The sequence below is a fragment of the Enterobacter sp. WCHEn045836 genome, assembly GCF_003965585.1.
Classification (GTDB): domain Bacteria; phylum Pseudomonadota; class Gammaproteobacteria; order Enterobacterales; family Enterobacteriaceae; genus Enterobacter; species Enterobacter dissolvens.
Genome location: NZ_RXPT01000001.1, coordinates 261736 through 276456, shown reverse-complemented (window position 1 = coordinate 276456; position 14721 = coordinate 261736). Strand labels below are relative to the sequence as shown.

At 52.7% G+C, this 14721-nt stretch carries 13 protein-coding genes; 10 read left to right on the top strand and 3 right to left on the bottom strand.

Going from position 1 to position 14721, the window contains the following annotated elements; genetic code table 11:
* Nucleotides 1-37: 37 nt before the first annotated feature.
* A complete protein-coding gene (ackA, locus tag EKN38_RS01215) occupies nt 38-1240 on the bottom strand; it encodes an acetate kinase (RefSeq protein WP_013098115.1) in 1203 nt (400 codons plus the stop codon).
* A 336-nt stretch (nt 1241-1576) separates the two neighbouring features.
* Here ackA and yfbV point away from each other — a divergent pair, with 336 nt between their 5' ends.
* The 4 genes from yfbV to EKN38_RS01195 all read left to right on the top strand — a co-directional run bounded on the left by yfbV (nt 1577) and on the right by EKN38_RS01195 (nt 5197).
* Nucleotides 1577-2032 (top strand): terminus macrodomain insulation protein YfbV, encoded by a 456-nt coding sequence (gene yfbV / locus EKN38_RS01210; RefSeq protein WP_014832767.1) that lies wholly within the window; start codon nt 1577-1579, stop codon nt 2030-2032.
* A 91-nt stretch (nt 2033-2123) separates the two neighbouring features.
* Nucleotides 2124-2618: a YfbU family protein gene (locus EKN38_RS01205; protein WP_014832766.1), complete on the top strand. Its 495-nt coding sequence runs from the start codon at nt 2124-2126 to the stop codon at nt 2616-2618.
* A gap of 11 nt (nt 2619-2629) precedes the next feature.
* A complete protein-coding gene (locus tag EKN38_RS01200; RefSeq protein WP_014832765.1) occupies nt 2630-3289 on the top strand; it encodes a sugar phosphatase in 660 nt (219 codons plus the stop codon).
* Between the two features lie 75 nt (nt 3290-3364).
* The gene (locus EKN38_RS01195; RefSeq protein ID WP_014832764.1) at nt 3365-5197 is read left to right on the top strand and encodes an SLC13 family permease; all 1833 of its coding nucleotides are present in this window, start codon (nt 3365-3367) and stop codon (nt 5195-5197) included.
* Nucleotides 5198-5250: 53 nt separating this feature from the next.
* Here the strand turns inward: EKN38_RS01195 and yfbR are convergent, their stop codons facing one another.
* Both yfbR and alaA read right to left on the bottom strand, forming a co-directional pair.
* Complete coding sequence (yfbR, locus tag EKN38_RS01190; protein ID WP_014832763.1) at nt 5251-5850, bottom strand: 5'-deoxynucleotidase; 600 nt, start codon at nt 5848-5850, stop codon at nt 5251-5253.
* A gap of 117 nt (nt 5851-5967) precedes the next feature.
* A complete protein-coding gene (gene alaA / locus EKN38_RS01185; RefSeq protein ID WP_126521591.1) occupies nt 5968-7182 on the bottom strand; it encodes an alanine transaminase AlaA in 1215 nt (404 codons plus the stop codon).
* Between the two features lie 1064 nt (nt 7183-8246).
* Here alaA and lrhA point away from each other — a divergent pair.
* The 6 genes from lrhA (at nt 8247) to nuoF (ending at nt 14675) form a co-directional block, all read left to right on the top strand.
* On the top strand, nt 8247-9185 hold the full coding sequence (lrhA, locus tag EKN38_RS01180) for a transcriptional regulator LrhA (protein ID WP_014832761.1): 939 nt from the start codon (nt 8247-8249) through the stop codon (nt 9183-9185).
* A 630-nt stretch (nt 9186-9815) separates the two neighbouring features.
* A complete protein-coding gene (gene nuoA, locus EKN38_RS01175; protein ID WP_014171000.1) occupies nt 9816-10256 on the top strand; it encodes an NADH-quinone oxidoreductase subunit NuoA in 441 nt (146 codons plus the stop codon).
* A 15-nt stretch (nt 10257-10271) separates the two neighbouring features.
* The gene (gene nuoB, locus EKN38_RS01170; protein ID WP_003861482.1) at nt 10272-10946 is read left to right on the top strand and encodes an NADH-quinone oxidoreductase subunit NuoB; all 675 of its coding nucleotides are present in this window, start codon (nt 10272-10274) and stop codon (nt 10944-10946) included.
* 89 nt (nt 10947-11035) lie between these two features.
* Complete coding sequence (gene nuoC, locus EKN38_RS01165) at nt 11036-12838, top strand: NADH-quinone oxidoreductase subunit C/D (protein ID WP_014832760.1); 1803 nt, start codon at nt 11036-11038, stop codon at nt 12836-12838.
* A gap of 2 nt (nt 12839-12840) precedes the next feature.
* A complete protein-coding gene (gene nuoE, locus EKN38_RS01160; protein WP_003861486.1) occupies nt 12841-13341 on the top strand; it encodes an NADH-quinone oxidoreductase subunit NuoE in 501 nt (166 codons plus the stop codon).
* On the top strand, nt 13338-14675 hold the full coding sequence (gene nuoF, locus EKN38_RS01155; protein WP_003861487.1) for an NADH-quinone oxidoreductase subunit NuoF: 1338 nt from the start codon (nt 13338-13340) through the stop codon (nt 14673-14675). The genes nuoE and nuoF overlap by 4 nt, the downstream gene beginning before the upstream one ends.
* The last annotated feature ends 46 nt before the right edge of the window (nt 14676-14721 follow it).

Here is a 14721-nt window from a genome sequence, read left to right as displayed (position 1 = left end):
ACAAAACAGCACCGCCAGCAGAGCTGGCGGTGTGGAATCAGGCAGTCAGACGGTGCGCGTCTTGCGCGATGACCAGCTCTTCGTTTGTTGGGATAACGAGAGCAGGGCGGGTGCCTTCTTTGTTGATGAAGCCAGACTTGCCGAAGCGGGCAGCCAGGTTACGCTCGTGATCAACTTCGAAGCCCAGAACGCCCAGTTTGCCCAGGGACAGTTCGCGAACCATTGCCGCGTTCTCACCGATACCACCGGTGAAGACAACCGCGTCCAGACGGCCATCCATCAGCGCAGTGTAAGAGCCGATGTATTTCGCCAGACGGTGGCAGTAAACGTCCATTGCACGTTTAGCGTCTTCTTTCTCTGCGTAGTTGTCTTCAACGTAACGGCAGTCGCTGGTGACTTCTGTCAGACCCAGCAGGCCAGACTCTTTGGTCAGCATTTTGTTGATCTGGTCAACGCTCATGCCCAGGGTGTCGTGCAGGTGGAAGATGATCGCCGGGTCGATGTCACCGGAACGGGTACCCATCACCAGACCTTCCAGCGGGGTCAGACCCATGGAGGTATCAACACATTTACCGTTGCGGATAGCAGAAACAGAACCACCGTTGCCCAGGTGGCAGGTGATGATGTTCACTTCTTCAACCGGTTTGTTCAGCACTTTTGCCGCTTCCTGAGTCACATAGAAGTGGCTGGTGCCGTGTGCGCCGTAGCGACGAACACCGTGCTCTTTGTAAAGGCTGTACGGCAGGGCATAGAGGTAAGACTCTTCCGGCATGGTCTGATGGAACGCGGTGTCGAACACGGCCACGTTTTTATCTTTCAGATTCGGGAAGGATTTCAGTGCTTCAGCGATACCGATCAGGTGCGCCGGGTTGTGCAGCGGAGCAAAAGAGGCTGAGTCTTTGATGCCCTGGATAACAGAGTCGTCGATCACGACGGAGCTGGTGTATTTCTCGCCACCATGGACGATACGGTGACCAATCGCAGTCAACTGAGCAGACAGTTCTGGTTTTTGTGCCAGAATAGTGTTAACGATAAAGTTCAGCGCTTCACTGTGAGCGGCGCCTGCACCTAAAGCCGCTTCTTGTTTGCTGCCGTCCATCTTCCACTTGATACGTGCTTCAGGCAGATGGAAACATTCGGCCAAACCAGAGAGGTACTCGTCACCATTGAGCGCATCGATGATGGCGAATTTCAGTGAGGAGCTACCGCAGTTCAGAACCAGTACTAACTTACTCGACATGGAAGTACCTATTATTGATACGTGGCTAAAAAAACGTCAAAGAGTCTAAAAGCGTAACGCATGCTGACCCAGACATTTATGATTAACATCATGCCAAACGAACATTCTGGCAGGATGGAAGAAATATCTATGATTTTATGCCATTTTGAACATTTTTCAGACAATGGCATAATATGCGATAATTTGACGAGTTAACGATTCTCGTCTATGGCCCTATCAGGCTGGCACAGGATACCCGATACGGGGTAGTGATGACAAAATATTTTGAACGTTGTCATAGCTTGTTGTGGTTTTGCACGAAAATTTTAATTTTTATATGTGAAGTTGAGGTATGCCATGTCGACACCTGAGATCCCGTCCGTAAGTTTTTTTAGTCTGTTTCGTCGGGGACAGCATTATGCGAAGACGTGGCCGATGGAAAAACGCCTTGCGCCCATGTTCATTGAGAATCGCACAATCCGCGCCACGCGCTATGCGATTCGTTTTATGCCACCTGTCGCCATCTTTACCCTGTGCTGGCAAATTGCGCTGGGCGGACAGCTCGGCCCTGCCGTCGCGACGGCGCTTTTTGCGTTAAGCCTGCCGATGCAGGGGCTGTGGTGGTTAGGTAAGCGTTCTGTTACGCCACTCCCGCCTTCTATTTTACACTGGTTTTATGATGTTCGCGGGAAACTGGAAGAAGCCGGTCAGGCGCTCGCTCCGGTTGAAGGCAAGCCAGATTATCAGGCGCTGGCTGACACGCTTAAGCGAGCTTTTAAGCAACTTGATAAAACATTCCTCGATGATTTGTGATTGATCATCGAAACGACGAATAAAAGAAGGCACAGTAACACACCGTTACCGTGTCTTTTTTTTAAGTGCCATGCGCTACAGGAGTCGAAAGATGGAAATGACCCATGCTCAACGTCTGATTTTGTCTAACCAGTACAAGATGATGACTATGCTTGATCCCGATAACGCTGAGCGCTACAGCCGCCTGCAGACCATCGTCGAACGCGGTTTTGGTTTGCAGATGCGCGAACTGGATCGTGATTTTGGCGAGCTGAAAGAAGAAACCTGCCGCATCGTGATCGACATTATGGAGATGTACCACGCGCTTCACGTGTCCTGGACCAACCTGAAAGATCAGCAGTCCATTGACGAGCGCCGGGTCACTTTCTTAGGCTTTGATGCCGCGACGGAAGCGCGTTATCTGAGCTATGTCCGTTTTATGGTGAATACAGAAGGGCGCTATACGCACTTTGATGCGGGCACCCACGGCTTTAACGCGCAGACCCCCATGTGGGAAAAGTATCAGCGCATGCTGAGCGCATGGCACGCCTGCCCGCGCCAGTACCACTTAAGCAGCAACGAAATTCAACAAATCATTAATGCCTGACGGAGGTGCGTGTGCAGTGTAGAGGTTTTCTGTTTGATCTGGACGGTACGCTGGTGGATTCGCTACCGGTTGTAGAGCGTTCATGGTGCCATTGGGCGGACAGACATGGCATCGACCATCAGGACGTGCTGAATTTTATCCACGGCAAACAGGCCATAACCTCGCTCCGGCATTTTCTGGCGGGACGCTCTGAGGACGAAATTCAGGCGGAGTTCAAATATCTGGAACACATTGAAGCCACGGACACGGACGGTATCACCGCGTTACCCGGTGCACGTGAACTGCTTGAGCATCTGAACGAAGCGCAAATACCGTGGGCCATTGTCACCTCCGGCTCCATTCCCGTGGCCCACGCCCGTCATAAGGCGGCGGGTTTACCCACGCCGGAGGTGTTCATTACCGCTGAGCGCGTCAAACGTGGAAAGCCGGAACCTGATGCGTTTTTACTGGGTGCAGAACTGCTGAGCCTTCCCCCTGCGGAGTGCGTGGTGGTGGAAGATGCCGCAGCAGGCGTGCTGGCCGGGTTGAACGCTGGCAGCCACGTTATTGCCGTCAACGTTCCGGCCGATTCTCCCCGGCTGGACGAGGCAGACTTTGTGCTCGACACGCTGACCGCGCTTGATATTGCTAAGGCACCAGACGGTATTGTAACCGTCTCGCTAAAAATGTAATCCCATGACATAGCCCCACGCTGCTGGGGCTTTTTTATGGCACAATTTTTCCTCTCTTTCTGACAAGGACATGTTGTGAACGGTGAACTGATTTGGGTTCTCAGCCTACTTTTAATTGCCATCATTCTTTTTGCTACAGGCAAAGTGCGCATGGATGCTGTCGCTCTGTTTGTTATCGTTGCGTTTGTGCTGAGCGGTACGCTCACGCTGCCGGAAGCCTTTTCGGGGTTTAGCGATCCCAACGTCATTTTGATTGCCGCGCTGTTTATTATCGGCGACGGCCTGGTGCGAACCGGCGTGGCGACGCTGGTGGGGTCATGGCTGGTGAAGGTAGCAGGCAACAGCGAAACCAAGATGCTGGTCTATCTGATGCTGACAGTCGCCGGGCTGGGGGCGTTTATGAGTTCGACGGGCGTGGTTGCCATCTTTATTCCGGTGGTGTTGAGTGTCTCCATGCGAATGCAGACGTCACCGTCGCGCCTGATGATGCCCCTGAGCTTTGCCGGGCTTATCAGCGGCATGATGACCCTGGTGGCCACGCCGCCGAACCTGGTGGTCAACAGCGAACTGATACGTGAAGGGCTGGAGGGCTTTAGCTTCTTCAGCGTCACCCCGCTTGGGCTGGTTATTTTGTTGATGGGGGTTGTGTATATGCTGCTGACTCGCTTCGCTCTGAAAGGCGAGAAGCAGGATAAATCGAAAGACGGCTGGAAACGACGTACGTTTCGCGATTTGATCAAAGAGTACCGTCTCGCCGGCCGCGCCCGCCGTCTGGCCATTCGTCCCGGCTCGCCGATGGTCGGCCAGCGGCTGGATGACCTGAAGTTGCGGGAACGTTATGGTGCGAACGTGATCGGCGTGGAGCGCTGGCGTCGCTTTCGGCGTGTCATCGTCAACGTGAACGGGGTCTCCGAATTCCGGGCGCGTGACGTTCTGCTGATCGATATGTCCACCGCGGAGGTGGATCTGCGTGAGTTTTGCAGTGAGCAACTGCTGGAGCCGATGGTGCTGCGCGGGGAATATTTCTCCGACCAGGCGCTCGATGTGGGTATGGCGGAAGTGTCGCTGATCCCGGAATCGGAATTGTTGGGTAAAACCGTGCGTGAAATGGGGTTCCGTACCCGCTATGGCCTGAACGTCGTCGGCCTGAAGCGTGATGGCGTGGCAATGGAAGGGGCGGTGGTGGATGAGCCCATCCTGTTAGGCGATATTTTTCTCGTCGTTGGTAACTGGAAGCTGATCAGCCTGCTCGGTCAGAATGGCCGCGACTTCGTCGTTCTCAACATGCCCGTTGAGGAGAGCGATGCCTCTCCGGCCCACAGTCAGGCGCCTCACGCCATTTTTTGTCTGGTGCTGATGGTGGCGCTCATGCTTACCGACGAGATCCCAAATCCGGTGGCGGCCATTATTGCCTGTCTGTTAATGGGCAAATTTCGCTGTATTGATGCCGAGAGTGCCTATAAAGCGATTCACTGGCCAAGCATCATTTTGATTGTCGGGATGATGCCGTTCGCCCTTGCCCTGCAAAAAACCGGCGGGGTGGATTTAGTGGTTAAAGGGCTTATGGACGTTGGTGGGGGATACGGTCCGTACATGATGATGGTGTGCCTGTTCGTCATGTGCGCCACGATCGGGCTGTTCATTTCCAATACCGCCACGGCAGTACTGATGGCCCCGATTGCGCTGGCGATGGCGAAATCCATGGGCGTGTCGCCGTACCCCTTTGCAATGATGGTGGCGATGGCGGCCTCTGCGGCGTTTATGACGCCGGTCTCTTCGCCGGTTAACACGCTGGTACTGGGGCCGGGGAATTATCGCTTTAGCGATTTCGTGAAGATTGGCGTACCGTTCACCATACTGGTGATGCTGGTATGCGTGGTGCTGATCCCGGTGTTATTCCCGTTTTAGCGTGAGCGCAGAAACGTAGGCCGGGTAAGGCGAAGCCGCTACCCGGCGAAAAATTACAACGGAGAATCCTGGCTGATCTCATCCAGCGATAAATGGAAGCTCGGCACAAACACCTGCATAAAATAATCCATCTCCTCGCTGCGGCGGGATTCCAGCGTCTTCTCCAGACGCGTTTTGGCCAGTAAAAACTCGTTATTCCCGGCAGACAACTCTTCCAGACATTTCAGGTAGGCGCAGAGCGCGTCCGCCTGCTTCACCAGTGACTTTTCCTCTTCGGTGTACTGATGTTCGTCAATCAGTGGCTCAAAGACATCGCGCAGTTCATCCGGCACCATGTCGATTAGCTTCTGCTGGGCGATCTTCTCGATGGCCTTATATTCCTGCGCAATCTGCGAGTTGAAGTATTTAACCGGGGTAGGAAGATCGCCGGTCAGCACCTCGGAGGCATCGTGATACATCGCGAGCAAGGCAATGCGTTCCGCATTGACCTGACCGTTGAATTTGCGGTTCTTAATGGCGGCAAGCGCATGCGCGACCATCGCAACCTGCAGACTATGTTCTGAGACATTTTCGGTGCGCACGTTGCGCATCAAAGGCCAGCGGTTGATGAGTTTCAGGCGGGAAAGGTGGGCAAAAAAATGACTCTGACTCATAGGTTACCTTTTGTCTTCACTGCGACAAACTTCATTGTGCGGGGAGGGGAGGGAAGATGCAAATTTGCGGAAGTTAGAGGCCGGGTAAGCGCAGCGCTACCCGGCAGAAAGATGATGTTATTGGTGGTATCCGGAGAGGAATCGTCCGAAGCGGCTGATGGCCATTTCGAGGTCATCTTCGCGCGGCAACGTCACGATACGGACGTGATCCGGCCATGGCCAGTTGAACGCGGTGCCCTGAACCAGCAGCACTTTTTCCTGCAGCAGGAAATCAAGCACCATTTTCTGGTCATCGTGGATATTGAAGCGCTTCGCGTCGATTTTCGGGAACATGTACAGCGCGCCATTTGGCTTCACGCAGGAGACGCCAGGGATATCGTTGATCAGCTCCCAGGCGCGGTTACGCTGTTCATACAGGCGCCCGCCAGGCACGATGAACTCGCTGATGCTCTGGTAGCCGCCCAGCGCCGTCTGGATCGCATGTTGTGCCGGAACGTTGGCGCATAAACGCATGGAGGCCAGCATCTCCAGCCCTTCAATATAACCCCTGGCATGTTTTTTCGGGCCGTTCAGAACCATCCAGCCCTGACGGAAACCGGCCACACGGTAAGTTTTAGACAGGCCGTTAAAGGTGACGGTCAGCAGATCCGGTGCCAGCGCTGCAATGGAGTGGTGTTGCGCCGCGTCATACAGGATCTTGTCGTAAATTTCGTCAGCAAAGATGATCAGGTTGTGCTGACGGGCGATCTCCACGATCTCCATCAGCAGCTCTTTTGAATAGACTGCACCCGTTGGGTTGTTCGGGTTGATGATCACGATACCGCGCGTGCGTGGGGTGATTTTGGCACGAATATCGTCGAGATCCGGGAACCAGTCAGAAGACTCATCGCAGAGATAGTGCACCGCTTTACCGCTGGAAAGTGACACGGCCGCCGTCCACAGCGGATAGTCCGGAGCGGGTACCAGCATTTCGTCACCGCTGTTCAGCAAGGCCTGCATGGCCTGCACGATCAGTTCAGAGACGCCGTTGCCGATATAAATATCCTCAACGGTAACATCACGCATTCCGCGAGCCTGGTAGTGCTGCATAATGGCTTTGCGTGCGGAGTAAAGTCCTTTTGAATCGCAGTAGCCTTGCGCAGTAGGCAGGTTGCGGATCACATCAACCAGGATTTCATCCGGCGCTTCAAAACCAAATGGCGCAGGGTTACCAATGTTGAGTTTCAGAACCTTATTGCCTTCTTCTTCCATGCGTTTTGCCTCTTTGAGAACCGGGCCACGGATGTCGTAACAGACGTTATCTAGCTTGCTGGATTTTTCGATAGGGGACATGAACCTTTAACCTTTTCGCTATTATTGCCACTCCCTGCCGTGGAAGTCAGCACGGAACAATGTACTCCCCCCTCGCTTCGTTTTGAAGGGTAAACAGAAGAAGATTTTGTGCAATGGATGCATTTCTGAAGAATCTATTACGCTGCCTGCATCGAAATTTTATGGTCTAAAGTAATGCATGATTTGAGTAATTAGGCTTATCATGCTGTGAATTTTGATATTTATTGTATATTATGCTGTAAAAAATAAAATGAGGGCCAGCGCTCAGTCAAAAGTTTACCTGAGTGACTTTTCGTAAAACCTGAATGCTTCGGGACAAAACACGGGAATAGTCTGCTTTGGTTAAAAGTTACTCATGTGAAAATAATGTTAAGTGTTATTAATGAATGGCCTTAATCTAAATTAAAATTTATTTATTATTAACCAACAAAATGCAACTTTAGTTAATTTTAATAAAATTAGTTTAGAAGCTTAACAACACCCTTTAATCCTCAATATTGCAATAAGACTTATAAATAAAGTGGATTTGGGTTAAGATGTCTTTAAGGAAAGCAGAGGAAAGATACCTGTGTTTTGTATATCTGAGCCTGGTTTTCTGAATTAATTGATTGTTATTGTTGGAGTTATCTCTGGCTGGAGTGTGCGAAGCACAACCTGCAACGTTGACAGCGCTGCGATATAGATGGCAGAAAAGGTGTCTTACCTTTAATGTAATTTACATTAACCTGCGAACATCTAAATATCCTGAACGTTTAAGAGAATAAAAATAACGTCATGAAACGTGCTTTCTGACTGTTGATAAATACACAAAATCATTCACGCTGGATCATGGCGGCAAGTCTGAGCATCCGCTGACGCTTACTCACGTTAGTGATGGGGGAAGCAGACGTAGCCTTTGCCTCGACAGCTTGAATGATGACGTGTATTAAGGCAGCACAATAACTATCTGTCAGGCAGTCTGCCGGGCCGGGATGCGAGGGAAAACCTTCAGAGGGAATTGCTTAACTGTTACACACAGCTTCAACCCGGGCAGCTCCGCACGAGCAACCTGAAAGTGAATAGATATGATAAATGCAAATCGTCCGATAATGAATCTCGACCTCGATCTGCTGAGAACGTTTGTTGCGGTCGCCGACCTCAACACTTTTGCAGCAGCTGCTGCCGCAGTTTGCCGAACCCAGTCCGCCGTCAGCCAGCAAATGCAGCGTCTGGAACAACTGGTTGGTAAAGAGCTTTTTGCCCGTCATGGGCGTAATAAGCTCTTAACGGAACACGGTATTCAGCTTCTGGGTTATGCCAGGAAAATTCTTCGCTTTAATGACGAAGCATGTATGTCATTAATGTTTAGCAACCTCCAGGGGGTGCTAACGTTAGGTGCATCTGATGAGTCAGCGGATACTATATTGCCGTTCCTTCTCAATCGAATTAGTTCGGTTTATCCGAAGCTTGCGCTGGACGTTAGCGTGAAGCGTAACGCTTTTATGATTGAGATGTTAAAAGAGAATGAGGTTGACCTTGTGGTCACCACGCATCGTCCCGGCCAATTTAACTGCCTGACGCTGCGTACTTCTCCTACGCACTGGTATTGCGCGGCAGAATATGTGCTCCAGCAAGGTGAGCCTATTCCACTGGTATTACTGGATGATCCGAGCCCTTTCCGCGATATGGTGTTGTCGGCACTCAACGAAGCCAACATTCCATGGCGTCTGGCGTATGTGGCCTCCACGTTGCCTGCCGTTCGGGCAGCCGTGAAAGCCGGGCTGGGCGTAACCGCTCGTCCGGTGGAGATGATGAGCCCGGATCTGCGTGTGCTGGGTAAATCCGATGGGCTTCCCGTCCTGCCGGATACGGAGTATCTGCTGTGCCACAATACGTCCAGTAATAACGAGCTGGCGAAAGTGGTGTTCGAGGCAATGGAAAACTACCATAATCCATGGCAGTTTGAGCATGTTACCCACGAAGGGGGGGATGATTCCCTGATCGTTGAAGGTGATTTTGAGTGATCGAGAACTCAAAATTCTGGTAACAAAATGTAAGTGTAAAAAAATGCCACTCGCGCGAATTTCGCCTGGAGTGGCTTTTTTTTTGCACAAATTCCCTCCGGGAAACAGGGGGATTGAATGAGAATCCTTATTTATCAATGAATAAACAAGGGTTGGTTAAAGTCTGAACAAATTCTTTTCCCACTTCCTTCCCGCCCCCGGCATGTTAATAAAACAGGAAAGATGTTGCCGTTTTCTTGGTTGAATTAACAAAAGCGTGTCTCAGATCAAGAAAATACTCCTATTTGGGGGGAGGAATCGTTGGCAAATCCTGTCAAAATAGGAGGGTTATTTTTTTTACTTCCAAAACGGACACGATTCAACAACATGCATTTGACGGAAAGTCAGCTGGCCACCAGGGTTAAAGGGCACCAAATGTTAATGAGAATCGCTCGATGTAATTTAATGTGAAGAAACCTTTGTTAAAGTTGACAAAAGGTTATAGAAAGGAGTAAAAAACCCCATCATTTTGCTGTCTATGTCTCATTTCTGACAGTTAGTGTAAGGTTATTTGTTCCTCCCCATGAATCGATGTGATGCCCATCTGCCAGCAAGAGCAGTGTCGTCGGTATCACTTTTGATGAGTAAGCAATGAGTATGTCAACATCCACAGAAGTCATCGCTCATCACTGGGCATTCGCAATCTTTCTTATTGTAGCCATTGGCCTGTGCTGCCTGATGTTAGTCGGCGGCTGGTTCCTGGGCGGTCGCGCCCGCGCAAGGCACAAAAACACCCCTTTCGAATCAGGTATTGATTCAGTAGGTTCCGCTCGCTTACGCCTGTCTGCCAAGTTCTATCTGGTAGCCATGTTCTTCGTCATCTTTGACGTGGAAGCGCTCTACCTTTTCGCATGGTCGACCTCCATCCGCGAAAGTGGTTGGGTAGGCTTTGTCGAGGCCGCAATTTTCATTTTAGTGCTACTGGCCGGTCTGGTTTATCTGGTGCGTATTGGCGCGCTTGACTGGACGCCTGCGCGTTCACGTCGTGAACACATCAACCCGGAAAACAGTATCTCTAATCGTCAGCAGTAACAGCGAGGCAATAAGATGGATTATACGCTCACCCGCATAGATCCTAACGGTGAGAATGACCGTTACCCCCTGCAAAAACAGGAGATCGTAACCGACCCCCTGGAGCAAGAAGTCAATAAAAGCGTGTACATGGGCAAACTCGAACATGCCATGCACGATATGGTCAACTGGGGTCGTAAGAACTCCATCTGGCCTTACAACTTTGGCCTTTCCTGCTGCTACGTTGAAATGGTGACGTCATTCACTGCGGTGCATGACGTTGCGCGTTTTGGGGCAGAGGTACTGCGTGCATCCCCGCGTCAGGCTGACCTGATGGTGGTGGCCGGTACGTGCTTTACCAAGATGGCACCGGTTATTCAGCGTCTTTATGACCAGATGCTGGAGCCAAAATGGGTTATCTCCATGGGCGCATGTGCAAACTCTGGCGGTATGTACGACATTTATTCCGTCGTGCAGGGCGTAGATAAGTTTATTCCAGTGGATGTATACATCCCGGGTTGCCCGCCACGTCCGGAAGCTTACATGCAGGCGCTGATGCTGCTGCAGGAATCTATCGGTAAGGAACGCCGCCCGCTGTCGTGGGTTGTTGGCGATCAGGGTGTCTATCGCGCGAACATGCAGTCTGAGCGCGAGCGTAAACGTGGTGAACGTATTGCCGTCACCAACCTGCGTACGCCTGACGAAATTTAATTTGCGCCTGTGGGCCTGGAGAACACCTTCGCATATCACTACTCAAATAGCGCGAAGCCAGGCTTAACAGTCACCACGGACCATTTGCAATGGTGAACAATATGACCGACTTAACCGCGCAAGAAGCCACCTGGCAGACCCGGGATCATCTGGATGACCCCGTCATTGGCGAACTGCGCAACCGTTTTGGGCCGGATGCCTTTACTGTTCAGGCGACCCGCACCGGGGTACCCGTTGTTTGGGTGAAGCGTGAACAATTGCTGGAAGTTGTCGATTTCCTCAAGAAATTGCCAAAACCTTACGTCATGCTGTTTGACTTACACGGCATGGATGAACGTCTGCGTACGCACCGCCAGGGTCTCCCTGCTGCGGATTTTTCCGTTTTCTACCACCTGATCTCAATAGACCGCAATACGGATATCATGCTCAAGGTGGCATTGTCTGAAAACGACATGCATCTGCCGACGCTCACCAAACTTTTCCCGAACGCTAACTGGTATGAGCGTGAAACCTGGGAAATGTTTGGCATGACCTTCGACGGCCACCCGCATCTGACGCGCATCATGATGCCGCAGACCTGGACCGGCCACCCGCTGCGTAAAGACTACCCGGCACGTGCGACTGAATTCGATCCGTTTGAGCTGACCAAAGCCAAGCAGGATCTGGAGATGGAAGCGCTGACCTTCAAGCCGGAAGACTGGGGCATGAAGCGCGGGACCGAAAACGAGGATTTCATGTTCCTCAACCTCGGTCCAAACCACCCGTCTGCGCACGGTGCATTCCGTATCATCCTTCAGCTTGATGGCGAAGAGATTGTCGACTGTGTTCCGGATATCGGTTACCACCACCGTGGTGCTGAGAAGATGGGCGAGCGTCAGTCCTGGCACAGCTACATTCCGTATACCGACCGTATCGAGTATCTCGGCGGCTGCGTAAACGAAATGCCTTATGTGCTGGCCGTTGAGAAACTGGCAGGCATCACCGTACCGGATCGCGTTAACGTGATTCGCGTCATGCTGTCAGAACTGTTCCGTATTAACAGCCACCTGCTGTACATCTCCACGTTCATTCAGGACGTCGGTGCGATGACCCCGGTCTTCTTCGCCTTTACCGATCGTCAGAAAATTTACGATCTGGTGGAAGCGATTACCGGTTTCCGTATGCATCCGGCCTGGTTCCGTATCGGCGGCGTAGCACACGATCTGCCGCGTGGCTGGGACCGCCTGCTGCGTGAATTCCTCGACTGGATGCCGAAACGTCTGGCCTCTTACGAGAAAGCCGCGCTGCGTAACACCATCCTGAAAGGCCGTTCCCAGGGCGTTGCCGCCTACGGCGCGAAAGAAGCGCTGGAGTGGGGGACCACAGGTGCAGGTCTGCGCGCGACCGGTATTGATTTCGACGTGCGTAAAGCGCGTCCTTACTCTGGCTATGAGAACTTCGACTTTGAAGTCCCGGTTGGCGGCGGAGTTTCCGACTGCTATACCCGTGTGATGCTGAAAGTCGAAGAGCTGCGCCAGAGTCTGCGCATCCTTGAGCAGTGCCTCAACAACATGCCGGAAGGCCCGTTCAAGGCGGATCACCCGCTGACGACGCCGCCACCGAAAGAGCGCACGCTGCAACATATCGAAACCCTGATCACCCACTTCCTGCAGGTTTCCTGGGGCCCGGTCATGCCGGCACAAGAATCCTTCCAGATGATCGAAGCGACCAAGGGTATTAACAGTTACTACCTGACCAGTGACGGCAGCACCATGAGCTACCGTACCCGCGTGCGTACGCCGAGCTTTGCGCACCTGCAGCAGATCCCGTCCGCCATCCGCGGCAGTCTGGTCTCCGACCTGATTGTGTATCTGGGTAGTATCGATTTTGTTATGTCAGATGTGGACCGCTAATTATGCACGAGAATCAACAACCACAAACCGAGGCTTTTGAGCTGAGTGAAGCAGAGCGTGCCGCCATTGAGCACGAGATGCACCACTACGAAGACCCGCGTGCGGCGTCCATTGAAGCGCTGAAAATCGTACAGAAACAGCGTGGTTGGGTGCCGGATGGGGCGATCTATGCGATCGCAGAAGTGCTGGGTATCCCGGCCAGTGACGTAGAAGGCGTAGCCACGTTCTACAGCCAGATCTTCCGTCAGCCGGTAGGCCGCCATGTGATCCGCTACTGTGACAGCGTTGTCTGCCACATTACCGGTTATCAGGGCATTCAGGCTGCGATTGAGAAAAAACTCAATATCAAGCCGGGCCAGACCACGTTCGATGGTCGCTTTACTCTGCTGCCAACCTGCTGCCTGGGTAACTGCGACAAGGGGCCGACCATGATGATTGATGAGGATACTCACAGCCATCTGACGCCGGAAGCCATTCCTGACCTGCTGGAGCAGTACAAATGAAAACTGTAATTCGTACTGCTGAGACGCATCCGTTGACCTGGCGTCTGCGCGATGACAAACAGCCGGTATGGCTCGACGAATACCAGAGCAAAAACGGCTATGCCGGGGCGCGTAAGGCCCTGGGCGGCATGGCACCGGACGACATCGTTAACGCGGTGAAAGAGTCGGGCCTGAAAGGGCGTGGCGGTGCGGGCTTTTCCACCGGTCTGAAGTGGAGCCTGATGCCGAAAGACGAATCCATGAACATCCGTTACCTGCTGTGTAACGCGGATGAAATGGAGCCGGGTACCTATAAAGACCGTCTTTTGATGGAACAGCTGCCACACCTGCTGGTGGAAGGCATGCTGATCTCCGCATTCGCGCTGAAAGCGTACCGTGGTTACATCTTCCTGCGCGGTGAGTACATCGAAGCAGCTGAAAACCTGCGTCGCGCGATTGCCGAAGCGACCGAAGCGGGCCTGCTGGGTAAAAATATTCTCGGTACCGGCTTCGACTTCGAGCTGTTCGTGCACACCGGTGCAGGGCGTTATATCTGCGGTGAAGAGACCGCGCTGATTAACTCCCTGGAAGGCCGCCGTGCGAACCCGCGTTCCAAGCCACCGTTCCCGGCAAGCTCCGGCGTGTGGGGTAAACCGACTTGTGTTAACAACGTCGAAACCCTGTGTAACGTTCCGGCGATCCTCGCCAACGGCGTGGAGTGGTATCAGGGCATCTCCTCAAGTAAAGATGCCGGTACCAAGCTGATGGGCTTCTCCGGCCGTGTGAAAAACCCAGGCGTCTGGGAACTGCCGTTCGGTACTACCGCCCGCGAAATTCTTGAAGACTACGCCGGTGGCATGCGCGATGGCCTGAAATTCAAAGCCTGGCAGCCGGGTGGGGCAGGGACAGACTTCCTGACCGAAGCGCACCTTGACCTGCCGATGGAGTTCGAAAGCATTGGTAAAGCAGGCAGTCGTCTGGGTACGGCGCTGGCGATGGCCGTCGACCATGAGATCGGCATGGTATCGCTGGTGCGTAACCTGGAAGAGTTCTTCGCCCGTGAGTCCTGCGGCTGGTGTACACCGTGCCGTGACGGTCTGCCGTGGAGCGTGAAGATCCTGCGTGCTATCGAACGCGGCGAAGGCCAGCCTGGTGATATCGAGACACTTGAGCAACTGTGTCGATTCTTAGGGCCGGGTAAAACCTTCTGTGCCCACGCACCGGGTGCCGTCGAGCCGCTGCAGAGCGCGATTAAATATTTCCGCGACGAATTCGAAGCAGGCATCAAGCAGCCGTTCAGCAATACCCATTCCATCAATGGTATTCAGCCGAACCTGCTGAAAGCACGCTGGTAAAAACAGAATTTTGATTAACGCTCGGTTTCGGCCGAGCCAACTGGAA